Source organism: Rhizobium sp. 05L419 (genome assembly GCF_056397845.1).
In genome coordinates this window covers 69,280-91,512 of sequence record NZ_JBFTOF010000017.1, presented here as the reverse complement: position 1 = coordinate 91,512, position 22,233 = coordinate 69,280, and the positions used below count along the sequence as shown (strand labels likewise).

At 59.4% G+C, this 22,233-nt stretch carries 24 protein-coding genes and 1 pseudogene; 21 read left to right on the top strand and 4 right to left on the bottom strand.

The window, feature by feature from the left end; translation table 11 throughout:
• Positions 1-63 precede the first annotated feature (63 nt).
• Together AC1DMK_RS20490 and AC1DMK_RS20485 are read left to right on the top strand one after the other, a co-directional pair.
• Positions 64-603 carry a Pycsar system effector family protein gene (locus AC1DMK_RS20490; protein WP_037066958.1) on the top strand — a complete coding sequence of 180 codons (540 nt, stop codon included), beginning with the start codon at positions 64-66 and terminating at the stop codon, positions 601-603.
• A gap of 260 nt (positions 604-863) precedes the next feature.
• Positions 864-1,835 carry a 3'-5' exonuclease gene (locus AC1DMK_RS20485; RefSeq protein ID WP_477861497.1) on the top strand — a complete coding sequence of 324 codons (972 nt, stop codon included), beginning with the start codon at positions 864-866 and terminating at the stop codon, positions 1,833-1,835.
• Positions 1,836-1,896: 61 nt separating this feature from the next.
• Here AC1DMK_RS20485 and AC1DMK_RS20480 read toward each other — a convergent pair whose 3' ends face one another.
• The gene (locus AC1DMK_RS20480; protein WP_477861495.1) at positions 1,897-2,094 is read right to left on the bottom strand and encodes a hypothetical protein; all 198 of its coding nucleotides are present in this window, start codon (positions 2,092-2,094) and stop codon (positions 1,897-1,899) included.
• A gap of 438 nt (positions 2,095-2,532) precedes the next feature.
• Between AC1DMK_RS20480 and AC1DMK_RS20475 the strand changes: the two genes are divergently transcribed.
• From AC1DMK_RS20475 to AC1DMK_RS20450, 6 genes are all read left to right on the top strand, one after another.
• Positions 2,533-2,976, top strand: a complete 444-nt coding sequence (locus AC1DMK_RS20475) for a helix-turn-helix domain-containing protein (RefSeq protein ID WP_477861493.1) — start codon at positions 2,533-2,535, stop codon at positions 2,974-2,976.
• Positions 2,977-2,979: 3 nt separating this feature from the next.
• Positions 2,980-4,818 (top strand): peptide antibiotic resistance protein, encoded by a 1,839-nt coding sequence (locus AC1DMK_RS20470; RefSeq protein WP_477861491.1) that lies wholly within the window; start codon positions 2,980-2,982, stop codon positions 4,816-4,818.
• Between the two features lie 24 nt (positions 4,819-4,842).
• Positions 4,843-5,058, top strand: a complete 216-nt coding sequence (locus tag AC1DMK_RS20465) for a hypothetical protein (RefSeq protein WP_037066948.1) — start codon at positions 4,843-4,845, stop codon at positions 5,056-5,058.
• Positions 5,059-5,106: 48 nt separating this feature from the next.
• Positions 5,107-6,261: a YcaO-like family protein gene (locus AC1DMK_RS20460; protein ID WP_477861488.1), complete on the top strand. Its 1,155-nt coding sequence runs from the start codon at positions 5,107-5,109 to the stop codon at positions 6,259-6,261.
• A gap of 260 nt (positions 6,262-6,521) precedes the next feature.
• Positions 6,522-6,779 (top strand): hypothetical protein, encoded by a 258-nt coding sequence (locus tag AC1DMK_RS20455; RefSeq protein WP_051974177.1) that lies wholly within the window; start codon positions 6,522-6,524, stop codon positions 6,777-6,779.
• A 438-nt stretch (positions 6,780-7,217) separates the two neighbouring features.
• Entirely contained in the window at positions 7,218-7,712 is a 495-nt protein-coding gene (locus AC1DMK_RS20450) for a hypothetical protein (protein ID WP_477861486.1), read from the top strand.
• A gap of 313 nt (positions 7,713-8,025) precedes the next feature.
• Here the strand turns inward: AC1DMK_RS20450 and AC1DMK_RS20445 are convergent, their stop codons facing one another.
• The gene (locus AC1DMK_RS20445; RefSeq protein ID WP_037066940.1) at positions 8,026-8,301 is read right to left on the bottom strand and encodes a DUF4242 domain-containing protein; all 276 of its coding nucleotides are present in this window, start codon (positions 8,299-8,301) and stop codon (positions 8,026-8,028) included.
• A gap of 67 nt (positions 8,302-8,368) precedes the next feature.
• Between AC1DMK_RS20445 and AC1DMK_RS20440 the strand changes: the two genes are divergently transcribed.
• Positions 8,369-9,754, top strand: coding sequence for a tetratricopeptide repeat protein (locus AC1DMK_RS20440; protein WP_477861483.1), 1,386 nt, complete (start codon positions 8,369-8,371; stop codon positions 9,752-9,754).
• 246 nt (positions 9,755-10,000) lie between these two features.
• Here the strand turns inward: AC1DMK_RS20440 and AC1DMK_RS20435 are convergent.
• Positions 10,001-10,140, bottom strand: a pseudogene (locus tag AC1DMK_RS20435) (IS6 family transposase); the annotation flags it as partial.
• A gap of 229 nt (positions 10,141-10,369) precedes the next feature.
• On the opposite strand from AC1DMK_RS20435, the gene AC1DMK_RS20430 reads away from it, so the two are divergent.
• From AC1DMK_RS20430 to AC1DMK_RS20375, 12 genes are all read left to right on the top strand, one after another.
• Complete coding sequence (locus AC1DMK_RS20430; protein WP_477861481.1) at positions 10,370-10,624, top strand: hypothetical protein; 255 nt, start codon at positions 10,370-10,372, stop codon at positions 10,622-10,624.
• Positions 10,621-11,445 (top strand): COG4705 family protein, encoded by an 825-nt coding sequence (locus AC1DMK_RS20425; protein ID WP_477861479.1) that lies wholly within the window; start codon positions 10,621-10,623, stop codon positions 11,443-11,445. The genes AC1DMK_RS20430 and AC1DMK_RS20425 overlap by 4 nt, the downstream gene beginning before the upstream one ends.
• 82 nt (positions 11,446-11,527) lie before the next feature.
• The gene (locus AC1DMK_RS20420; RefSeq protein WP_477861477.1) at positions 11,528-12,205 is read left to right on the top strand and encodes a winged helix-turn-helix domain-containing protein; all 678 of its coding nucleotides are present in this window, start codon (positions 11,528-11,530) and stop codon (positions 12,203-12,205) included.
• Positions 12,192-13,574 (top strand): HAMP domain-containing sensor histidine kinase, encoded by a 1,383-nt coding sequence (locus tag AC1DMK_RS20415; protein WP_477861475.1) that lies wholly within the window; start codon positions 12,192-12,194, stop codon positions 13,572-13,574. The genes AC1DMK_RS20420 and AC1DMK_RS20415 overlap by 14 nt, the downstream gene beginning before the upstream one ends.
• Positions 13,575-13,684: 110 nt before the next feature.
• Complete coding sequence (locus AC1DMK_RS20410; protein ID WP_477861473.1) at positions 13,685-14,287, top strand: hypothetical protein; 603 nt, start codon at positions 13,685-13,687, stop codon at positions 14,285-14,287.
• A 1-nt stretch (position 14,288) separates the two neighbouring features.
• Positions 14,289-14,951, top strand: a complete 663-nt coding sequence (locus AC1DMK_RS20405; RefSeq protein ID WP_477861471.1) for an ABC transporter ATP-binding protein — start codon at positions 14,289-14,291, stop codon at positions 14,949-14,951.
• Positions 14,944-15,615 carry an ABC transporter ATP-binding protein gene (locus AC1DMK_RS20400; protein ID WP_477861469.1) on the top strand — a complete coding sequence of 224 codons (672 nt, stop codon included), beginning with the start codon at positions 14,944-14,946 and terminating at the stop codon, positions 15,613-15,615. Before AC1DMK_RS20405 ends, AC1DMK_RS20400 begins: the two co-directional genes overlap by 8 nt.
• Positions 15,612-18,266, top strand: coding sequence for an FtsX-like permease family protein (locus AC1DMK_RS20395; RefSeq protein ID WP_477861467.1), 2,655 nt, complete (start codon positions 15,612-15,614; stop codon positions 18,264-18,266). Before AC1DMK_RS20400 ends, AC1DMK_RS20395 begins: the two co-directional genes overlap by 4 nt.
• A gap of 211 nt (positions 18,267-18,477) precedes the next feature.
• Entirely contained in the window at positions 18,478-18,729 is a 252-nt protein-coding gene (locus tag AC1DMK_RS20390) for a DUF1344 domain-containing protein (protein WP_477861465.1), read from the top strand.
• Between the two features lie 265 nt (positions 18,730-18,994).
• Positions 18,995-19,537, top strand: a complete 543-nt coding sequence (locus AC1DMK_RS20385) for a Chromate resistance protein ChrB (RefSeq protein ID WP_037066916.1) — start codon at positions 18,995-18,997, stop codon at positions 19,535-19,537.
• Positions 19,538-19,587: 50 nt separating this feature from the next.
• Positions 19,588-20,847 carry an MFS transporter gene (locus AC1DMK_RS20380; RefSeq protein WP_477861463.1) on the top strand — a complete coding sequence of 420 codons (1,260 nt, stop codon included), beginning with the start codon at positions 19,588-19,590 and terminating at the stop codon, positions 20,845-20,847.
• A 1-nt stretch (position 20,848) separates the two neighbouring features.
• Positions 20,849-21,280: a YkvA family protein gene (locus AC1DMK_RS20375; protein ID WP_477861461.1), complete on the top strand. Its 432-nt coding sequence runs from the start codon at positions 20,849-20,851 to the stop codon at positions 21,278-21,280.
• A gap of 103 nt (positions 21,281-21,383) precedes the next feature.
• On the opposite strand, the gene AC1DMK_RS20370 is transcribed toward AC1DMK_RS20375, so the two are convergent.
• Positions 21,384-22,133 carry a phosphatase PAP2 family protein gene (locus AC1DMK_RS20370; RefSeq protein ID WP_477861459.1) on the bottom strand — a complete coding sequence of 250 codons (750 nt, stop codon included), beginning with the start codon at positions 22,131-22,133 and terminating at the stop codon, positions 21,384-21,386.
• Positions 22,134-22,233 lie beyond the last annotated feature (100 nt).

Sequence of the window (22,233 nt, the reverse complement as noted above, 5' to 3'; positions counted from 1 at the left end):
CGTTGGATTTGCTTTGCTAGCCAAGTGTAATATCAGGGTAACACTTTGAAGTGGGGGAATGACGTGAGCGACTTTGAAGGTTCCTCGGATTTCTTGATGAGTTCTCCGTCAACGGAGGATGTCGGCGCCGACTATTTTGATCATATCAAGAAGGTGAACGACATATTTTACGACCAAATCAAGATATCTGACCAGAAAGCCGCCTATATCTTTACTTTCATGCTCGCATTTCTGGTGACGTCGAGTGAAGGACGCGAGGTTTTTACCTGGGCGCGTTATGCACAAGGCACGCCGCAGGGCATCCTATTCTCAGGGGTACTGGCGGTCGCCTCCGTCGTTTCGGTGTTGTCGGCGATCATGGTAGTGCTGCCCCGGCATGTAAACTCCTCAACCTCGCTCTTCTGGGGCGCATGGCCGAAGCACCGCGATCGTTTCCGGGAGGCGGCGGCGCGGCGCGATACAGCCTATCTCTTCGGCCAGTACATGGAGAACGCCGATATCCTGTCTGCCATTGCGCGCGGCAAGTATCGCTGCGTGACCTATGCTTTCCGCGGATTAATGGTGACTGTGGTCGCCTATGTCCTCTTACTCGTCACCGTATAGAGTTCACGCAGCCATTTGGTGACCCCGACATTGCACCGTACGGGCTCTATGCTCGACCCAAACCGACAGGATCACGTAGTCGCACTTGCTCTGACATTGGAGGAACTCCGATTGGCCAGAATCAATCAATCGGTGATTGATCGACATAGCGGTCCGCTACGCCCCCGTAGCAAAGCAGTGCAGAACGGTCCGCTGCCAGTTGTTCTAGCCCTTTCCGTTTTCTATTCTGGGGCATGGCCAGCAACAGCACAGCAAACAGAATGATCTCGCAACTCGACATGTTTGCCGATGCGGCGTCCTCCCTGGATGAGCCGATCGAGGTGAGGTCGCAGAGAAAGCGGGGAGTTGGAGCGCCCCTATCCCCAGAAGACATGGCGCGAACCCTTGAAGAAAGCGGGAACTACCGCATCCTGCGCAAGCTGCCTCAGCGTCAGATCGTACCGACCAAACGGCCGGGGTTCTCGCAAGTCGGCGTCATTATCGACACGGAAACAACGGGCCTCAATCACAAGACCGACGAGATCATCGAGATCGGCGCGATCGCATTTTCCTTCGATGACCGTGGCAATATTGGCGAGGTGCACGGCGTCTACGGCGGGCTGCAACAACCGAGCGGACCAATACCGGCGGATGTCACCAGGCTTACGGGCATTACCGACGACATGGTTGAAGGCCAGGCAATCGATATGGCGGCCGTGCGCAGTCTGATCGAACCGGCGGATCTGATCATTGCCCATAACGCAGGTTTCGACCGGCCATTCTGCGAGCGTTTCTCAAACGTATTTGCCAACAAAGCCTGGGCCTGCTCGGTCCGCGAGATCGACTGGAGCGCGCGCGGCTTTGAAGGAACCAAGCTCGGCTATCTCGTCGGCCAGGCCGGATTTTTTCATGAGGGACACCGCGCCGTCGACGACTGCTTCGCGTTGCTGCAAATCCTCGAGCGCCGCGAAGAACCGGACGCCGCCCCGTTTGCCGAGTTGTTTCGCACGAGCCAGCAATCACGCGTGCGCATCTTTGCCGAGCACAGCCCGTTCGACATGAAGGACCATCTGAAGGCGAGGGGATACCGTTGGTCCGATGGCAGCGACGGCCGACCGAAGTCTTGGTGGATCGAGATGAATGAGGATGCGTTTCCAGATGAGCTCGCCTATTTGCGAGCAGAAATCTACAATTGGGATGAGGCGGACCCGCCAACCCAATACCTGACTGCGCTTGATCGCTATAAGGCGTGACGGCAAGAGCCAAGCGTCCGCCGCGAAGCTGTTTGCCGATCGGCTCCTGCAACAGGCAGGCTTAGTGGGTCGCCGCCTGCCGCTTGGACAGCTTCAGGATATAATCGTCGGCGATGTCAGCGATCGCCATTGCGATTTCCGCCGAGGAAAATTCCGCCTGATCGTTGCTAAAAATAATCTTGTGGACAGCATCCTCGATCTCCTGTCGGCACGCTGACAGTCGATCGGCATGGCTGATGTGTATGGCAGGCAACTCCATGACATTCTATCTCCGATTAAATGGCAGGCGCATGGCGGTGTTTTGCCCGGAGCTTCAGACATGTTGAACAGAATCGTCAGCGATGATGATCTCGGCACCCCAGCCTTTGGTCGGGATTATAGGGACAAAGCCAAGGATCTCGCGTGAAATCGACGTGACACTACGTTAGGTAGTGGCCAATGCCAGCGTCCCGTTCAGAGGGAGTTCTGTCGTCGCAATGGTGTCAGCGGCGTTCCGGCTGTTCATACCGGTGGACCAACCAAGGAGCGTGCGGCGAAGGCGGCACACAAGAACGCGAGCCCGTTCACTTAATTCAATTCGCCCACACGACGAGGATCCGAAAAGAATTGTGCAGAAAACAATTTACTTTTGGTTGCATTTTCTTGGGAAGCCATCAATATGAATTCCGAAATCCTAATACTGCAGACGAGGGAGACCATGAAGGCGAAATCTACGAACGCCGTTGATGCCTATGTCGGCGAACGCGTCAGGTTCCGACGCAAGATGCTTGGTATGAGCCAGTCAAGCCTCGCGGAGGCCCTGGGTATTACGTTTCAGCAGATACAAAAATACGAGAAAGGTATCAACCGGATCGGTGCCAGCCGGCTGCTGCGCATAGCGGAGATTTTCGGCGTCGCCGTTGGTTTCTTCTTTGAGAACGGCGATGCCCAGCCACGTGACGGTGCCACAGCTTCGGATGTCGATGCAGTGGCACAGTTCATGGCATCGAAGGAAGGTTTGGCGCTTGGCAAGGCGTTCATCGCGATCGAAGATGCCAATGTGCGACAGAAATTGCTCGCTTTGGCGAGAAGCCTTGGCTCGGCAGGGCAGACGGGCAGCAATCGCGATGTCTGGGATCAGGCGGAAACGGTACAGGGGTAGCGCGTGTACCGTTTACAAACATTTGGCGACCTGCAGCTGACAGATGCGAATGGCAATGCCGTTCGCTATCCGGCCAAAGGTCTCCTGATGATGGCCTACCTCTTCACGCGCAGGCCGCACGTCCTCACACGCCATGAGTTGGCGAGCTTTCTGTGGGCCGATGCCGATGCCGAGCTCGCAGGTCTCAACCTGCGCAAATTGATTTCACGTGTTCGGCGCATCGATGGTGACGCCATCTCGCCGCCATTTGAGATCATGTCGAATTCGATCCGTCTCGTGACATCGGTCGTGTCGGTTGATCTGCAGGTGCTGGACGCCACCGATCCCCCACTGAAAAGGTTGCTCGCAATCACCGATCTCCTTCAGCGCGGCTTCTTGGAAACCTTGCGGCCGGCGACCAAACCCATTGATGACTGGATCAGGACGGAGTGCAGGAACCAAAGACTGAAGCTGCGCGAGGCGCTCTTCGACGCTTTGCCGGTCGCCAACGGTCCCAATCATTTTCGCATGCTCTCCGGTGCCGGCCTTCATCTGTTGGAGAAAGATCCCAACGACGAAGAGATCAGGGCAATGCTGCGTCGACTGCCTGGAGCAGCGAGCCTGGGAGAGAGAGAAAAGACGAGCGGATCAGAGACCTATCCGGTGCTGAGGAGCCTGACCGACACGGATCTGCGCGCTGAACCGGCCGCTCCGCCTCGCCCGGCGCTTCCGCGCCTGGTGCTGCTGCCGCCGACGTCACAAGGCGATGCACCGGGGCTGCCGCTTGCAAGCGCCCTGATCGAAGATGTCACCATCGAACTCTGTGCCCTTCGAAACGTCTCAATCGTGGCGCCGCATACTGCCGAACAGATCCGCCGCGACTCCAACAAGGCTGTGGTCGTCGCACGGCATTCGATATCCTATCTTCTTGATACAAGGCTGTCGGGTGAGGGGCTTTACGCCCAGCTTGTCTATTTTCCCACTGACGAGATCCTGTGGGCAAGCCGCTTTAGCATGACAGCCGAGACCCTCCCCACGCAGAGGCGCCTGATTGCGCAGCAGCTGACCTCCTCGGTCGTCCGCGAATTGGCCAAGAACGAGGAGGCACGCCTGAGCATCGAGGCGAGCCCTCAAGCCTACCACTCGTATTTGATTGGCGCGAGCTTGATGGGCAAGCTTACTCTGCCTCATATCCGAAGGGCGCGTACTGCATTCAAGGAGGCCCTTCGCCATCACGCTGACTTTTCCCCCGCGTTCACCGGGCTTGCGAGAACATACACAAGCGAGTGGCTCGTGACTGCCCAGGGCAACGCGGAACTGCTGCAACTGGCCGAAACGAATGCCATGAAGGCAATAGAGAGAGATGCAGCCCTGCCGGGCGGCTACCGTGAGCTGGGCGTGACAAAGCTCTATCTTGGCGATGTGGACGCGAGTGTAGCAGCGCTCAGCCTGGCCGAAGAGCTAAGTCCCCATTTTGCCGACGTCATTTACAGCCATGCCGACACCCTCGTGCATGCCTCCCGCCCAAAGGATGCGCTGGCGAAGATACAGAGGGCGATGTCGCTCAATCCAATATCCCCCGATGCCTATCTCTGGTGTGCGGCGGGAGCGAGCTACTTTCTGGAGCGGTATGAAGACGCCATCGCATATGTGGAGGCGATGAAGGACAAAGCTCCCGCCCACCGTATCGCCGCTGCCAGCTGCGCGATGATGGGGGACCGGAAGCGAGCACAGTTCTATCGGCAGCGCGCCGAGATCTTGAACCCCGTCTTCGATCTGGAAAAATGGCTCTCTGTCGTTCCCTTCAAGGAACAGTGGCAGAAGGAGCTTTACCGCGAGGGCCTACAGAAAGCCGGATTCTGAAATCAACCCTAAGGAGAAACGTCCATGGCAACAGCTGTCGTTTTTGGTATTGCGGGAGAAGCAGGCCTTTGGGTCGCAGATCTCGATGCAGGCACGGTAAAACCCCTTGATGCTGCGACAGGAGATCTGGCGAAGGCCGCCGACATCCGCAAGGCAGGCGGGACCTTTGTCAAGAAAGTCGACTTCGCTGTTGCTGTGTCGTCGGCAAAGGCAGTCTTCTCCGGCCACGTAGAGAGCTGAGGCACTGCACTGATTGCCGGTTGCGCCGCTCCATACTCCGACCGGATCATGGCTGCCTCAGAAACGCTGGCGCGTGTTCGACCGATCCTCGCTGATTTCGGCATCACCCGCCTTGCGCGTCACACGGGCCTTGATCGAATTGGCATACCGGTCTGGTGCGCCTACACGCCCAATGCGCGCTCGATTGTCGTCGCTCAAGGCAAGGGCTTGCATGACGACGACGCCAAGGTGTCAGCCGCCATGGAAGCACTGGAGCGCACTGTCGCCAACAAACCATTTATCGAACCTATCTGGACAAGCGCGCTTCGTCTGCGTGAATTGGGGCATCGGGTCGAGCCGCTGAGTGGCCTGATCGCTCTCCACGGGAAGGATATCGATCAACAGGAAGTGGTTGCGTGGGCGGTTGCGAAAGAACTCCTCAGCGCGACCGATATCTATGTGCCGCTCGAAGCCGCAATCCTCGATCGGACACGCAGTGGTCGGTTCTGGATGTCCTCCGATGGGCTGGCTTCGGGCAACAACCTTGAGGAAGCGACCTTGCATGGCATCCTTGAACGTGTCGAGCGCGACGCTCACGTCCTTTGGCAGATCGGCAGCGATGAACGCAGGTTTTCGCAGTGTATTGACCCGCGCGCCTTCCGGGATCCGGCCTTGGATGGTTTGGTCGAGAGGATTGATGCGGCAGGTTGCCTGCTTCGGCTTTTCGATATCACCAGCGACATCGCCATTCCATGCTTCACGGCCATTTTGGGTCCGCCGAACGTTCGCTCAGGACCCGACGTCCGCTTCGTCGAGGTAACGGGGGGCAGTGGCGCTCATCCATCGCCGGTTCGCGCGGCGATACGCGCGATCACCGAAGCGGCGCAGTCCCGGCTGACCTATATCAGCGGTGCACGTGACGATGTATTGCCCGAGACATTTCTGCGGCCGCTGCCGGTGCAGACCCGGCGCGCTTTTGACGCTGTGGCGACCGTCGGGGCAACGCCGACGTCAACGGGACCGCAAATGTTGCGGCAACTTCTGGAGTTTACATTGAATGCGCTGCGGGAGGCGCGCGTCGATACGGTCGCTGCTCTGCCTCTTGGCGATCCCAGCCTTCCCTTCAGTGTCGCCAAGGTGTTCATTCCTGCTCTCGAAAATCCCGACGGCCAACGGGCGCGTCGCTACGGCAGCCGAGCAATTTCAAAGGCTATTATGTCATAAGGGTCCCCGTCGCAGCTTCGAACCTCACCGTCTCGGAGGGAACTTGGGGTCTTACCACGCCCAAATGTTGCACTCGGTGTCGGAGCACGCGCTATGGCTGTTGCTGCTCGCTAGAGGATACGCGCCACAGTCCCGTTGCGGCCTCAGATCCTCGCCAGATGCGCCTTCGCGTGCAATGCACCTATAACTTGTTTCACGCCTTATTCACGGGCCGCGACACCCTCTATCCAATATGCTCTCCTCATTGTTGGAGAACGTGGATGAGCGCTACATCTGAAGGCGACCGGGCCGGCAAGGGCCCAAACGAGAGATCCGCGGAGGATCTGACTGAGCTTGTCGCGCTGGCGCGCCTCATCACCTACGCAAAGTGCGCTGCCCAGGATGTTGAGCTTGTCAGTGCAATGCACTGGCTTGATCTTGCGATACAGGCGGTCAATCGTGAGATACTCGATGTGCCAAACGCCGAGATATCGATCCCGGCACTATCAGCGGTGGCCACAAGCCGGAACACACATTAGGTCTGTCCAGTACCACGAAGGTCTGTCCAGTACCACGACGTCGATGACTCGGACGCTTGGACCGGCCGGGACAGCAGCCGAGGGTGGTTGGGTCGCCATGGGCGAAGGCATCGTCGATTGGGCTCCGGATGGAGACCGATATCCAGGCTGTTAGCTAGTTGGGATTGGAGTTGCCACCTTCCTGTATTGAATACTTCCTCCCGCTCTTCGTCAGCAAGCTCTCGCACCACGTCGATGACATCGAAAACGCATTGAAGACGCAACGTGAGGAGTGCATGCGCGTCCTTGGCGAGGGCGGACCCCCAGATCGGTGCCCATGGCGCGATCGCCGACGATGCCAAAATCGACCGACGACCATGGCGGGAGTGATGCCGACCTTCAGGCCGTTGTCAGGTTCCGACGGTAACGCATTCAACCAAGTATGGCGGGAGATATACTATGCTTGGTCTTGAGGCTTGGCGAATCGACACGGTCGACGGTCTCGCCATGTTCAATCGGATTTTGGCACTGACAGCCTGGGGGAGTACTGCAGTTTTCTTCGCCGTCGTTCTGATGCTCTGGTGGTCAGGGCGAAAGAGGGACTACAGCGCACATGTGCCCCTGGCAGCACTGATTTCCGCGTCGATGGCGGTCTTCATCGAGTATTTCATCCCTGTCGGAAATACCGTTGCGGCCGCCTTCGCGACGGCGTTTCTGCTAAATGGCAAATTCAGGGCCGCCACAGTCTTCGGGGGTGCAACGCTCGTCGTCGGCGTCGCTGAGATTGGGATCGGTGCTCAAACCGTTGCCACTGTTCTTGGCGGAGCGACCATCGGTGCTTCTGCTGCGGCGTTCATCCACCTGATTTTTGCGGCAACGATCTTGACCATGTCCCTCCGCACCAAAGCCACGCGAACTGCTATCCAGCACCGATCGACATTCACTGACGGCTAACGCGAGCGTTGGCGCAGTTGGCAAACTTCCACCTTTCGTACCGTCCGGCGTCGGCGGTCCTGCGCTGTCTTCGATACGCCATGCTCGAGGCTGGCGCGCAGAATCAGTTCCACGCCCACGGGGATCTTGTGACTGCGGTTCGGCGGCGGCGATCAGGTCGTCTAGAATTGCACGATGATAGCGAGGCAGCCGATCTTGCGCTTCGATACGTCGATAGTCGTCACGCCCGAGACCCTATGCGAGGATCACCCACGCAACCCTTGATACCTACATGCTGTGAGACGGCTCGCCCGGTCCCAGGTGAATATTTAGTCTAGCTCACGTCATCGGCCGATATATGGTTGACCTCCGTGATGCGGATAAGCGGTATGGCAGCACGCTTGTTTGCTTCCTCAACGTTCTGTTTCGATGGTGCATCAAACAGACAGAAAGATCGTTCCTCGGACGGAACGAATGTTGAGCGGAGGTAGCGGACCGGCTTTCCTTGCTGCGTCATCTCCGACGTGACGCGCTTTGCGCGGGATGCAGCGGCGGAGAGCTGTTCTGGAGTTATCCCTGGTAGGTGTCTTTCGACCATGTACTGTGGCATACTGAAACTCCATCCGGTTGATTGAGAATAGCTTCGTTCGGTGAGAAACGACATTCGGCAGAGGCAGATGGATATCTATTTCGCCGCGGTATTCACGGATCTGGTCAGGCATTCGGCAGTCTGGAACAAGGTCTCGCGAGACAACATTACCAACATCATCGCCGAGTATCGCTATCTGTCGCAGACACTTGCTGGTCAGTACGGGAGACGGCACGAGAACTTTACAGGTGATGGTCACCTTTTTCTATTCGAATCTGCTGACGTGGCAGTGCATTTCGGACTCAAGCTCATTGCGTATTGGAAACAGCGGCGGCGATACCTGACAACGGAGCAGGCTTGCGATCTTCCCATTCGGATCGGATGCCACTTTGGCGAATGTTCTCGCATGGAAGACGATGATGCTTGGGTGGGGCGGGCTCTCAATATCGCCAAACGCGTCGAAGCCTCAGCACAACCGGACTCGTTCTTCGTCACACAGACGATCCTCGATTTGATCGACCTGCCGATGTACCAGTTCGAGGAAGCCGATGTTCACGAACTCAAAGGCGACTTTCTTCACAATCGGCAGCTTTATAGGCTGACGTCTGTCGACCAAGCTGCCCTCACTGCGCGGCCGGAGGAGCGGATGACTGCCGAAGACTGGTTTTTGAGAGGAGTCGGATTTGCAGGCGAGGAAAACGGGGCGCAGGAAAGGCAATGCTATCAACGTGCGTTGGAACTACGTGCCAACTACCCCGAGGCGCATAACAATCTCGCTGTCGTACTTAAAGCTGGAGGCGACTGGGAGGCCGCCACGATGCACTACCGAGAAGCACTTCGTTTGTGGCCGCGCTACGCGGAATGCCACTTCAATTTCGCAATTTTACTCGAAGAGAAGCGAGAGCTTGAAGCCGCTGCCAACCACTATCGAGATGCTATCAGGCAGAGGCCTGATTATGTCGACGCGTGGCTTCGTCTGGCAGGTCTTCTCGGTTTTTGGAACGACCGCTTCGAAGCCGAGCGTCACTATCAGGAGGCGTTGCGACTTCGTCCAGGTTTCCCGCAGGCGCATAACAACTACGCGGTCTTCCTCGAAACAGATGGAGACGTCCGCAACGCGGAGGCACATTACATCGAGGCCCTTAGGATTAAGCCGGATTATGCCGAGGCGCACTACAACTATGCGATGTTCGCGGAAGGCCGTGACCGAGAACAAGCCGAAACACACTACCGTGCGGCAATAAAAGCATCACCGGAATATGTGGAGGCTCACAACAATCTGGCCGTACTGCTTCACGAGAGCGGAGATCTTGCTTCCGCTGAGGTTCACTATCTCGCCGCGCTCCGGCTGCGTCCAAACGATCCACAAACACATCACAATCTGGCTCTTGTCGCGCAAGCAATTGGTGACGAGGAACGGGCCGCTGTCTACTTGCAACGAGCGAAAACACTGATGAACGACACACGCTCGTGAGTAAGCGGTATGCCTTATGTTGACAGTCTGCACCGACTCCCAGTGTCCTGCAGGCGTCGGTGCAACAGGACTGACGGAGGCGTTATGCAGGCCGGCTGCAGCGCTCCCACATAGCTTGCCGGAGGCCGGCCGGGATATCGCCGGGTAAGTTGAACTCGCGAGCATCGTGCTCTCATGGTGTTCACACGGCATCGTAAACTTAATTGCAATTTAGGTCAGGGGGCATGTGCCTGCCGATTTAATCGTTCACGCCCGAGCGATTCTCGCCCATAGGTTCATCGCCGCCGCGCGCAGTCTGCGATGATGGCTGGAGGTAATGTCGCGGCGCGGGATGTGGAACAGGTTGGCAATCGGTCATGGATGGAGACGAAGCGCTGGAGATGTCGGGCCAACTCCCGTGGCACAGCTACGACGCGTCTCTCATCACGCCGAGATCGCGGTATAGACATACTGAACTATACGGAACCGATGGGTCGCTCTGTGATCCTTACAAATTCGTAAGGCGCCGGACAGACGATGGTAAATCACGGCCGGTATTGATCCCCGCCGGCGACCGCGTCTTTCGGCGCCTTGTTTCCATCCGCCGATATCGGTATCGATAGAAGGACTGCCATCGTGAAAAAACTCATCTTCGCTTTGCTCGCCGCCGGCGCCATAGGCATGCAAGCCTCGAGCGTTGTGGCGGCCACCACACCATGCGAAATCATGCTGAAGGATCTGCGAGCTGCGACCGCCAAGGCAAAGCTGAGCGACGGCGACAAGGCCCAGGTCGCGGACCTCGAGAGCAAGGGCATTGAGCGCTGCAATGCCGACGACGACAAGCGCGCCGACGACTTCTTTGCCCAAGCGATGAAGGTGGTTGGCAAATGACCTCTGTACGTATCCCCCAACACCCGGCTGCCACCGGTAGGCGATCGTCTGCCGAAACTTCGCCCAATCGAGTGCCCGAGGTCACAGCCGCGTTCTGGCTGATCAAGCTCCTGGCTGTGACGATGGGCGAAACCGCGGCGGATTATCTCGCCGTCAATCTTGGCCTTGGCCTGACCTTGACGTCGCTCATCATGACGGCGATCCTGGCGGTCGCCCTGATCTTGCAATTCGCGCAGAAGCGTTATATTCCATGGGCCTACTGGCTTGCCGTCGTGCTCATCAGCGTCGTCGGCACCCTGATCACCGACACTCTCGTCGACAATCTCGGCGTGGCGTTGGAGACGACGACGATTGTCTTTTCCGTTGCGCTGCTCGCCACCTTCGCTGTCTGGTACGCGGGCGAAGGCACGCTTTCGATCCACACGATCTTTACGACAAGGCGCGAAATTTTCTACTGGCTGGCGATCCTGTTTACCTTTTCGCTTGGTACCTCGGTCGGCGACCTCCTGGCGGAGCAATTCAGCCTGGGCTACCTGACCACAGGCATTCTGTTCGGCGTTGTTATCACCGGCATCGCCTTCGCCTTTCACAGGTTCGGCCTCAACGGCATCCTTGCATTCTGGCTTGCCTATATCCTKACACGGCCGCTCGGCGCATCGTTCGGCGATCTGCTTTCGCAGCCCGTCGAATATGGCGGCATTGGCTTCGGCACCACCTATACCAGCCTGCTGTTCCTCAGCTGCATAGTGGTGACGGTCGTCTATATGAGCCTGTCAGGAAATGATGAAGACGTCGAAGCAGTCGCTCTCGATCCCGAATAGAATGCCTTGCTCGGCCCTCCTAATTTCGCTGTTGCGGTGGTAATTTGCGAGCAGATGCAAGCAATCGAAAGTGAATGAAGTCATGCGGCTACTCCTCGTTGAGGATGATCGAAAGACTGCCGACTATATCGTTCGGGGCCTGACCGAGGCCGGGCATGTCTGCGACTGCCTGGGCGACGGCCACGACGGTCTGTTTGCCGCAACGCGGGACAGCTATGACGTGATCGTAGCCGACCGCATGGTCCCGGGGCTGGATGGTCTTTCGATGGTCAAGGCGGCGCGCGCGGCCGGCGTAAAGACGCCGGTCCTCTTCCTTACTTCCATCGGCGGTATCGATGACCGGGTGGAGGGGCTGGAGGCCGGCGGCGACGACTACCTGGTTAAGCCTTTCGCTTTTTCCGAACTGCTCGCTCGCGTCAACGCCCTTAGCCGCAGGCCACCCGCGCAGGAACAGAAAAGCACACTGCGCGTTGCTGATCTGGAAATGGACCTGATGAGGCGCCGCGTGACGAGGCAAGGCAATGTGATCGAGCTTCAGCCGCGCGAATTCAGGTTGCTCGAAGTGCTGATGCAAGGCGAAGGACGGATCGTCACCAGAACGATGCTGCTTGAGCGGGTGTGGGATTTCAACTTTGATCCCAAGACCAGCGTCGTCGAAACCCATATCAGCCGGTTGCGAACGAAGATCGACAAACCGTTCGAGACCCCGCTCCTCCATACCGTGCGCAACATAGGCTACAGCCTACATGCGCCGGCTTGACCTATGGCGCAGTACGCCCTTCAGGCTGGCGTTGAGCTTCGCATTCCTCTTCGTGCTCGCCTTTCTCCTGTCCGGCCTGATCGTCTACCAGTTGATGCGCACGGATTTGTCGGACCGCCTTGATGCGGCCGCTCGAGAGACGTTCTCGGTGATTTCCGCCACCTATGCCGGCGGCGATCTGGAAGATCTTGTCGCCACGGTCGACAGCCATAGTCGCTTGGTGTCAGGCAAGGAGCAGCTTTTCTCTCTGACCGGCGCGAACGGCCAGTATCTGGCGGGAAATTTGACGGTTAGCGGCTTTCTGGAAGGCTTTTCCGTCATCGATGATCGGATGACCGGCGTGCCGGCTGGGGTGAGCTATAGGGCTTATTCCGGAAAGGTGGGTGCCAACAGCCTGACTGTGGCGCTCAGCGTTTCCCAGACCGAGGCACTGGAGGAGATCATGCTGAACGGCTTTGGCTGGGCGACAGCGATCGTCGCTTGTGTCGCCGTGGCGGGCGGCGCTCTCCTGGCCACCCGTGTGCAGCGCCGACTGGACGCCATAGCCCTCACCATGGGTGACGTCTCGCAAGGCAGGCTCGACGCGCGCATTCCTTTGATCGGCAGTGGCGACGACATCGACGGCGTATCGGCGCAGGTAAATGCCGCGCTCGGTCGTCTTTCGGCGTTGGTGGAAGGCATGCGGCAGGTCTCAAGCGATATCGCGCACGATCTGAAAACCCCACTGAACCGCCTTCTGATGACCCTCGAGGCGGCCGACGAAAAGGCTGCCTCGGGCGCGGGTGTTTTAAAGGAGATCGCCGAGGCTCGTGCGGAAAGTGGGCAACTCAACGAGACCTTCGAGGCGTTGCTGCGCATCGCCCAGATCGAGGCGGGAGCACGTAAGGCGCGTTTCGCCGACCTCTATTTGGACATCGTGGTCGACGCAATCGCAGAAATCTACGCTGACGTTGCAGAAGACGCCGGGATGTCGCTTTCGGCGAGGAAGACACTTCAAGGTCCCGGCGGGCTGATCCACGGCGACTCCGAACTCCTGACGCAGATGTTCGCCAATCTGGTGGAGAATGCCCTTCGCCATTGCCCTTGCGGCACTGCAATCGAATTGTCCGTAAGGAGGGACGGCGATCGGGTCGTCGCAACCGTCGCCGACAACGGAGCAGGTATTCCCCAGAAGGAGCACGACAAGGTCTTCCAAAGACTATATAGGCTCGACAAGAGCCGCACCACGCCCGGTAACGGCCTTGGCCTCAGCCTTGTGCGTGCCATCGCCGATCTGCATGGCGCAACGATCAGACTGGAGGACGGCAGACCGGGGCTCGTCGTCATCGTGGATTTCCCGGCCCGGACGGCAGCGGCGCATAGGTCATGACCCGTGCTGCGCTATCGTCGGAGCTTACCGAATCGTATGATTCCAGCGAACCGTCCGTAAACTGGCGGTCCTACCATTGGCGCGTCTCTTCACATGGAAGGATCGCATCGATGGAAAACATGTCTACCAATACGCCGCGGACGAATCTGGGGACTATCCTCTTCTCGCTTGCCTGCCTTGGCCTTGTTTTCACCTTTGCCGGCAGTTCGCCGGCCTTTTCAGCCGAAAAGGCCGTTCTGGTGGAAAAGAACCCTCCCGGCGATATTCCGGATACGCAGGTCTTCATCGACTACGCATCTTCCCAAGGCTTCAAGATGAAGGTCCCCGAAGGCTGGGCGCGTTCTGACCGCGCCGATGGCGCGAGTTTCGTCGACAAGCTGGATGGTGTGATCGTCTCGGTCTCAAAGATCACCTCGGCACCAACCATAGAGAGCGTCAAGGCAAACGAGGTGCCAAACCTTAAGGCCACCGAGCGGGCGGTGATGGTGGCGTCCGTCAATGCCGTGAAGCTGCCTGCGGGGCCGGCGATCCGCATCGTCTATACGTCGAACTCAGAACCGAACACGGTGACCAACAAGCAGGTTCGGTTGGAGAACGAGCGCTATCTCTATTTCAAGGACGGAATGCTGGTCGCGCTCGAATTGTACGCACCGAAGGGTGCGGACAATGTCGACCAGTGGCAATTGATGTCCAAGTCGTTCCGGTGGAACTGACATGGCGGTGCTCGTCGCGCACGAACTCTACCGATTTTTCCACACAGGCGAGGACGAGACATTCGCGCTGCGTGGGGTCAGCCTATGTCTGTCGCCGGGCGAGTTCGTTGCCTTGATGGGGCCTTCGGGCAGCGGCAAATCCACGCTGCTTTCATGCCTCACGGGTTTGGACGAGCCGGATGGCGGCCACGTCCAGGTGGACGGCATGCGGCTGACCCGGCGATCCGAGGCCGCACGGGCGCGCATTCGCGCCACGAATTTCGGCATCCTGCTTCAGTCGGGCAATCTGTTCCCGCATCTCAACGTGGAGCAAAATATCCGCTTCCAGATGAGCCTGGCCGGAAAGACCGACGACGCGCGCGTTGGTCAGCTTGTCGAAATGGTGGGGTTACCGCATCGTGCGCATGCCGTTGCCACGCAGCTTTCCGGTGGTGAAACGGCGCGCGCCGGTCTTGCGGTTGCGCTTGCCGTCAACCCGCCGATCCTCGTCGCCGACGAGCCTACCGCCGAGGTCGATGCCGACACGGAATCACGACTGATCGATCATTTCGAAACCAGACGCCGCGACGGCCTCACCACCTTGCTTGCAACCCATAGCAAGGCGTTGGCTCGAAAGGCTGACAGGATCATCCGGCTGCACGACGGGAGGGTGGAGGATGACTGACATCCTGACGGTCTGCCGGAAAGTCGGCCGGAATTTTTCAAGCGGCAACGAGCATATGTCCGTGCTGCGCGACGTAGACTGTGAGATCAGGGTAGGTGATCGCATTGTCCTGGCCGGCCCTTCCGGCTCGGGCAAGACCACCTTGCTGCATATTCTTGGTGGGTTGGACCRCCCGACGAGCGGTGAGATCGAGTGGCCCGGTTTGGGCAGTATCGAGCAGCTTCGTCCGCGCCGGATCGGCTTCGTGTTCCAGTCTCCCAGCCTGTTTCCGGCCTTGACGGCGGCACAGAATGTCGATCTGCCGGCGATCCTCGCCGGCAAGGGTGCCTTATCCGGCGGCAGCGGCGCTCTCTTGTCCGCCTTCGGCCTTGGCGAGCTTGCAGACAAGCTGCCCGAGGAGTTGTCGGGCGGCCAGGCGCAAAGGGTCGCAATGGTGCGAGCCTTGGCCCTTCGGCCGAAACTCGTCCTGGCCGACGAGCCGACAGGACAGCTGGACGGTGTCACGGCGCAGTTCTTCTTGGATGCGGTGATGGAGCACCTTGACGGGATGGGGGCAACCCTGGTCGTTGCCACACATGACGAGGCGATCGCGGCCCGGATGGCGACTCGCTGGGCGATCGATCATGGGCGGCTGACCCGCGACGAAATGAAAGCAGTGGCATGATGTTTGCTCTGTGGATCCGGGGCATCCTTGCCCACCGGCCCACCCGCGTTGCGGGTTCAGCGGCGGGCATTGCGCTGACCGTGGCACTTCTTGCCATATTGGTGCTGTTCCTGGTCGGTGCGGGGGCTTCCATGACCTCGCGTGCGATATCGGCTGTCCCCATCGACTGGCAGGTCCAACTCGTGCCAGGCGCGGATCAGGACGCGGTGCGAACGATATTGCGTCAAACGGCGCTCATCCAGGCGGTGCATCAGGCAAGCTATGCCGATGTCGGCGGGTTCGAAGCCAGCACCGGCGGTACTGTCCAGACGACCGGGCCGGGACAGGTGATCGCCTTCGACGACAATTATCTGGGCGATTTTCCCATGGAAGTTCGATTCCTTTCCGGCAATCGCGACGGCGTCCTCGTCGCGCAGCAGACCGCAGCCAACCTGCATGTCGGGCCTGGAGACCGCGTCGTGATCAGGCGGATGGGCCTGCCGCCGCTGACGGTGAAGGTCGCCGGCGTGATCGACCTCCCCGATGCGGATTCGCTGTTCCAGGCCGTCGGCCTGCCGCCCCAGGCAGCTGCGCACGCCCCCCCGGACAACGTGCTCGTGCTGCCACAGACCGAATGGGAGCAAGCCTTCGGTCCGCAGGCGAAGCTGCGTCCTGACACCGCCCGCCAACAGTTGCATTGCAGGCTCGTCCACAGCACCCTTCCGGCGGATCCGGTATCGGCCTTCGCCTTTGTCACCGGCGCTGCAAGAAATCTGGAAGCGAAGGTAGCGGGACAGGCGCTCGTCGCGGACAATCTCGGCTCCCGCCTTGGCGCTGTGCGCGAGGACGCACGATACGCATCCGTGCTCTTCCTGTTTCTCGGATTGCCGGGCGTCGCATTGTCTTTGGCTCTCACCTTCGCGGTGACGTCGTCGGGTGCCGCGCGCCGTCGCATCGAGCAGGCGCTGCTGCGTGTTCGTGGCGCCACCTCCCGGACAATCCTCGCGTTGACCGCCGCCGAGGCAACGGTTGCCGCGGGCGCCGGTACGATGCTTGGAATTGTAGCAGCGTTGTGGCTAGCGCCCTTGGTACCGGGACTGCGCTTGATTGTGGGAGTTACTGCTCCAATCCTGGGCCTCGTTGCCATCGCGGGCATCCTCGCGGGCTTTGCCGCCTATCTCTATCCTGCCTGGCGCGACATGCGCCTGAGCACGGTCAGCACTGCGAGACGCGTTGTAGATGAGCCCGCACAGCCGCTTTGGCGGCGCCTGTGGCTGGACGTGCTGCTGCTTGCGGCGGCAGGTCTGTTCTTCTGGCAATCGGCAAGCACTGGATACCAGATCGTTCTCGCGCCAGAGGGCGTCGCCGCGACGGCCGTGGATTACAAGGCGTTCACCGCGCCCGCCTTGTTCTGGCTTGGGCTGGCACTGCTGGCTATGCGGTTGTCGAACGGCGTGATCGCGGGCAACGGTTCGCTTCTTCGAGCTCTCATAGCGCCGGCCTGCGGTGCGCTCGCGCCGATCGTGGCCGCAGCGTTGTCCCGGCAAGCCCGCCGGCTCACCGCTGGCATCGCCATGACCGCTCTGGCAATCTCGTTCGCTGTCTCGACCGCGATCTTCAATGCCACCTACAACGCACAGTCGCGTGTTGACGCAGAGCTCACCAACGGAGCCGACGTCACCGTATTCGGCACGTCCGAAAGGCCCGCCGATGCACATCTGGCCGCGCTCGCCGCCTTGCCGGATACGGCAGCGGCCGAACCGATGCAGCATCGCTTCGCCTATGTCGGAGCCGACCTTCAGGATCTCTACGGCATCGATCCTCTGCACATCGGGCGTGCGACGAGCCTCTCGGATGCCTATTTCATCGGCGGAAACGCCGCAGCCGCACTCGCCAAGCTCGCCGCAACGCCAGACGGTGTGCTGGTGTCGGAGGAGACGGTTCAGGATTTTCAGCTCCAGCAGGGCGACACAATCAACCTGCGGCTGACGGACGCCCGAGATCATCAACAGCATCCGGTACCGTTCAGGTTCATCGGAGTGGCACGCGAGTTTCCGACCGCGCCAAAAGACTCGTTCCTTGTGGCCAACGCTCGCTACATTGCCGAGAAGACTGGCTCGGCAGCGTCGGAATATGTGTTGATGCGAGCCAAGGGCGATCCAGCAAGTCTGGCCGCGCGGGCTTCATCCCTCCTTTCAAACGACCCGTCGATGAAAATCACCGACATCAGCCAGGCCGCCCACCTGATCGGTTCGAGCCTGACGGCCATCGATCTGGCCGGCCTGACGTCGATTGAGCTGGCATTCGCCGTGATGATGGCCGCCGCAGCGGGCGGGTTGATGCTGGCGTTGGGGCTTCTCGAGCGGCGGAGGAACTTCGCCATTCTGAGCGCTATCGGCGCTACGCGCTCGCAATTGTCGGCCTTTCTGTGGAGCGAAGGCCTTCTCGTTATTGTCGGGGGTATTGTTTTCGGCCTGCTGTCGGGCCTTGCTACGGCCTGGATGCTGGTGAAGCTGCTGACCGGCGTATTCGATCCGCCGCCCGGAGCTCTGTCCATACCTTGGGCCTATCTCGGCATCGTTCTCTTTCTGGTTGTCGCGGCGGTCGTCGTGGCGGTTATCGCCGCAAGACCGCCACGAGGGCATGACGCAGAATATTTAAGGGATTTCTGAGCGGTTTCGATGTGCGCCCATGCCTTTTTGGCAGCGCCGGCGCACCTTACCCATTTGTATGGTTCCTGAAATGCGCCTGCAAACAACGGATTCCAATCTGGGTCGGCTCCCCCATCCAAGGCAAGGAGCCCGACAGACCAAAGTTCGTGGGGCGTTACCCAGCGAGCCCAAGTCCTTGCGGACGAACAATCAAACGAACAGGAGCGTGGATATGAAGAAAACAATCATCGCCATTGCATTGATTGTAGCTGCGTCGACGACAGCTGCCTTTGCGAAGGAAATGACCGGGACCGTCAAGGCGATCGACAAGAGCCATGACTCGATCACGCTGACGGACGGAAAGACCTTCACGCTGCCTGAGGGCATCGAAGCCGAAACCCTCAAGGTCGGGGAAAAGGTTAAGGTCATCTATTCGAGCAAGGCCGGCAAATTGCTGGCCTCGGGGATCCATGCGGCCCAGTAGGCGTCGTATCACCGGAATGCACTCAGAATCCGGCGGTGGTTAGCTTGCAGCAACGCGCAGCACTAGGTGGTGTCGCTGCCCCGCTATCGGACGTTCGCGCCGACATGATCGGCGCGGGACGCCTGATGGCGGCTGGTTCGATCGGCGCGGCGTTTTCGCTCTTGACGCCCGCAAAGTCGTCGCCCCCGCCGTGCAGGGACGACCGCACGGCAATTTTCCGCTCGCATAGTTGAAATGTTACGACTGTTACACTATGATTATACTAATGGTAACTCCAACTTGGCTGCTCCTGACCTACAAGGTTCCTTCCGAACCTGCCTCGAAGCGGATCGCGCTCTGGCGCAAACTGAAAGGTATGGGTGCTGTCTATCTTCAGAACGGTGTCTGCCTGCTTCCGAAAACCGACGATCATGTCAGACGGCTCAAAATGCTGGAGAACGACATCGCCGAAATGTCCGGCGAGGCGGTTCTTCTGGAAACCATCGCCCTCGATCGGGCGCAGGAAGACAAGGTCACAGCGCGCTTCAAGGCAGATCGTGACGAGGCCTATCGCGAGTTCATCGATAAATGCGACGACTTCGAAGGCGAGATCGCCAAGGAAACGGCCGCCGAGCACTTCACCTACGCCGAACTGGAAGAGAACGACGTCGATCTCAAGAAACTTCAGGGATGGTTCGAAAAGATCGGAAGGCTCGATTTCTACGGTGGCGCGCTTGCGGAGGAGGCCACGCAGCGCCTGAAGGGGTGCGAGGTTTTGCTTGACACCTATGCCCAGCGCGTCTTCGACGCACACGACGAAAACCGCTAAACGCCGGCCGGGCGTGCCGGTCGCTCCCAGACTGAGACCGGGAGAAGAAAATGCGTGAATCCGACAAGGCCGTTGTGGCGGCACAAACCGAAACGGGTGCCAAGGGCTGGCTCAACCGCACGGTCGTCGGTGCTGGCCTCACCAGTGCACTTGGTGATTTCTGCTACGAGACGACGACCGTCATCCTGCCGGGCTTCCTTGCCGTCCTCGGGGTGCCGGCAGCTGCACTGGGGATCATCGAGGGCGCCGCCGACGCGGTTGCGAGCTTCACCAAGATGATCTCCGGTTACGCCGCCGACAGGTTCGGTCATCGCAAATTCCTGGTGCTGGTCGGATATGGCCTGACGCCGCTCGGCCAGGCGTTAATCGCGCTTGCCGCTGGCTGGCCGCTGATTCTGCTCGGACGCATCGTCTCGTGGTTCGGCAAGGGATTAAGGGGGCCGCTCCGCGACGCGATCATGGTGCAGGCGATCACACCGGAAACACGTGGCCGAGCTTTCGGATTCCATCGGGCAATGGACACGATCGGCGCGGTGGCCGGGCCGCTGCTCGGGGTCTTCCTGCTCGGCTGGGCGCAGGGCATTCAAGGGGAAGCGGCCGACGGACCCTTCCGGCGGGTGTTCTGGCTGACCCTGATTCCAGGAGCGTTGGCAGTTGTCGCCTTCCTCACATTGGTCCGCGATCCCGAGCAGTCGGCCAATCCCGCCCTTAAATTCTTCTCGACGCTACGAGGGCTGCCTGCGCGGTTTAAGCGCTATCTGGCGGCGGTCGGCATCTTCGGGACCGGCGACTTCTCGCACAGCCTGCTCATTCTCGCCGCAACGCAGTTGCTGACGCCCTCTCTGGGCATCGTCAAAGCCGCTCAGGTTGCCGGCCTTCTCTACGTCTGGCGCAACGTCGTCCAGGCCACGACTTCCTATCCGATCGGCATTCTGGCGGATCGCTACGGCCAGCAGCGCGCGTTGGCTATTGGCTACGTTCTCGGCGTGCTGACCGCGATCCTGACCGCACTCGCTTTCGCAATGAGCGTCGACAGTCTCACGCCCCTTGCCGGCATCTTCTTCGTCGCGGGGCTCTATGTTTCCGTGCAGGAGGCGATCGAATCGACGGTGACGGCCGAGATGGTCAGCCAGGAGATACTCGCCACGAGCTACGGCGCGCTCGGTACTGTCAACGGCGCGGCCAAGTTCGTGTCGAGTGCGGCTGTCGGGGTGCTGTGGACCGTCGTTTCGCCGGTGTTCAGCTTCGGGGTTGCCGCGGTGTTGATGGCCGCGGGGACGCTGACGCTCCTGCGTGTTCGCGGAGATTGAGATGATGGCAGCGGGAGACAAGCAACGCGGGGAAATACACTCTACTCAACGCGCTTCCCTGAAAACGCGGCTTCGAGGCTGGGCGCGAGGGATCAAACAGGATGTTCACGCCCTCTATCTCTCCGCAAGGGACCCGCGCGTGCCGTGGTTTGCGAAGGTGGTTGCGTTCGTCGTCGCCGGCTATGCTCTTTCGCCCATCGATCTCATTCCGGATTTTGTACCGGTCCTCGGATACCTGGACGATATTGTCATCGTCCCCTTGGGCATTCTCCTGGCAGTCAAGCTGATCCCGCCGGAAATCCTTGCCGAGCACCGCGCGACGGCGGCGCGCTCGGAAAGACCGTTGAGCCGCGCCGCCATGGTCGCCATCATCGCGATCTGGGTTGGGGTCGGTGTGATCACAGTGGCGCTGGCGCTGAGGCAGGTTGCGTAGACAGACCCCGGCGTGCCAGGTCGAGAGCGTCGCATCCGAGATTAGCGTCCCTACTTCGAAGGTTCCCCCACATGATTTGAGCAAGGGATTCCGATGCTGCGTTTCATCGAAGGCTTGGAAAGCGAGCTGAGCCCCAAGATTCCTGTGCAGTTAAAAGTCCGTGGAAGACGACAATGGAAAGGAGCCATCCAAGCAGAACATCCGATGCAAAATGCGAGCCAACGGCTACGCGCAAAAACGCTGTCGTGACTGATGCAACGATGATTGGTGGGCCCAGCCACCGGCGATGGTCGGGTGGAAGCAGGAAAAGCAAGCATAGCAGCCACCCCGCACTTGAGGCCTCGCCTGAAACAAAAGAGCAATTTCGCGTACATTCACCAGAAAATGAGCCGGCGGGCACGAACTCCATGGGCCCACCGAAAAAGATCGTCTGGAATGGGCGCGGACGCCCGGAGAAGCTCTTCAAGAACAGATTGACAATAAGACCGGTGCTGAGGCCAAGGCTGGCAAGCGCGAGCACTAGCCGCGCGAGCGGAAGGCGCTCGCGAACCTGTCGAACGAGCAAACCACCAACAATTGCCAGGATGATGATCGCAAAGGCAATATGAGGCAAATAATAAAGAGCCCATCGCAATGCCGTGACCGGCTTCAGCGACCTCAAAGGGAAATACCCGCACGCAAGGTCCTGGAGTTTTACGGTGCAGCCAGGACCGGTGAAGAAGAGTGATGATATCCTGAGATCGAGTGCGGGTATCGCGTAAAATATCCAAAGCAACACGATCCATGCGGCAATCAGAATAAAGAATGTGGCTGACGGCTTGTAGGGACGCCCCAGAATTGCTTGGTGAGTCATTTATGAAATCTCGAGAATGGCACCGACCTTCGATGTGTGCTCATTCTTGAAGATTTGGCTGACATCAGCCTGAATTTGGACCCGAGGGCGCTGCAAATTG

What these genes read in the sequence shown, in the direction of transcription:
- AC1DMK_RS20485 (WP_477861497.1), top strand. Translation starts at nt 864, where the DNA reads ATGATCTCGCAACTCGACATGTTTGCCGATGCGGCGTCCTCCCTGGAT.
- AC1DMK_RS20480 (WP_477861495.1), bottom strand. Translation starts at nt 2,094, where the DNA reads ATGGAGTTGCCTGCCATACACATCAGCCATGCCGATCGACTGTCAGCG.
- AC1DMK_RS20475 (WP_477861493.1), top strand. Translation starts at nt 2,533, where the DNA reads ATGAAGGCGAAATCTACGAACGCCGTTGATGCCTATGTCGGCGAACGC.
- AC1DMK_RS20465 (WP_037066948.1), top strand. Translation starts at nt 4,843, where the DNA reads ATGGCAACAGCTGTCGTTTTTGGTATTGCGGGAGAAGCAGGCCTTTGG.
- AC1DMK_RS20460 (WP_477861488.1), top strand. Translation starts at nt 5,107, where the DNA reads ATGGCTGCCTCAGAAACGCTGGCGCGTGTTCGACCGATCCTCGCTGAT.
- AC1DMK_RS20455 (WP_051974177.1), top strand. Translation starts at nt 6,522, where the DNA reads ATGAGCGCTACATCTGAAGGCGACCGGGCCGGCAAGGGCCCAAACGAG.
- AC1DMK_RS20450 (WP_477861486.1), top strand. Translation starts at nt 7,218, where the DNA reads ATGCTTGGTCTTGAGGCTTGGCGAATCGACACGGTCGACGGTCTCGCC.
- AC1DMK_RS20445 (WP_037066940.1), bottom strand. Translation starts at nt 8,301, where the DNA reads ATGCCACAGTACATGGTCGAAAGACACCTACCAGGGATAACTCCAGAA.
- AC1DMK_RS20440 (WP_477861483.1), top strand. Translation starts at nt 8,369, where the DNA reads ATGGATATCTATTTCGCCGCGGTATTCACGGATCTGGTCAGGCATTCG.
- AC1DMK_RS20420 (WP_477861477.1), top strand. Translation starts at nt 11,528, where the DNA reads ATGCGGCTACTCCTCGTTGAGGATGATCGAAAGACTGCCGACTATATC.
- AC1DMK_RS20415 (WP_477861475.1), top strand. Translation starts at nt 12,192, where the DNA reads ATGCGCCGGCTTGACCTATGGCGCAGTACGCCCTTCAGGCTGGCGTTG.
- AC1DMK_RS20410 (WP_477861473.1), top strand. Translation starts at nt 13,685, where the DNA reads ATGGAAAACATGTCTACCAATACGCCGCGGACGAATCTGGGGACTATC.
- AC1DMK_RS20405 (WP_477861471.1), top strand. Translation starts at nt 14,289, where the DNA reads ATGGCGGTGCTCGTCGCGCACGAACTCTACCGATTTTTCCACACAGGC.
- AC1DMK_RS20395 (WP_477861467.1), top strand. Translation starts at nt 15,612, where the DNA reads ATGATGTTTGCTCTGTGGATCCGGGGCATCCTTGCCCACCGGCCCACC.
- AC1DMK_RS20390 (WP_477861465.1), top strand. Translation starts at nt 18,478, where the DNA reads ATGAAGAAAACAATCATCGCCATTGCATTGATTGTAGCTGCGTCGACG.
- AC1DMK_RS20385 (WP_037066916.1), top strand. Translation starts at nt 18,995, where the DNA reads ATGGTAACTCCAACTTGGCTGCTCCTGACCTACAAGGTTCCTTCCGAA.
- AC1DMK_RS20380 (WP_477861463.1), top strand. Translation starts at nt 19,588, where the DNA reads ATGCGTGAATCCGACAAGGCCGTTGTGGCGGCACAAACCGAAACGGGT.
- AC1DMK_RS20375 (WP_477861461.1), top strand. Translation starts at nt 20,849, where the DNA reads ATGATGGCAGCGGGAGACAAGCAACGCGGGGAAATACACTCTACTCAA.
- AC1DMK_RS20370 (WP_477861459.1), bottom strand. Translation starts at nt 22,133, where the DNA reads ATGACTCACCAAGCAATTCTGGGGCGTCCCTACAAGCCGTCAGCCACA.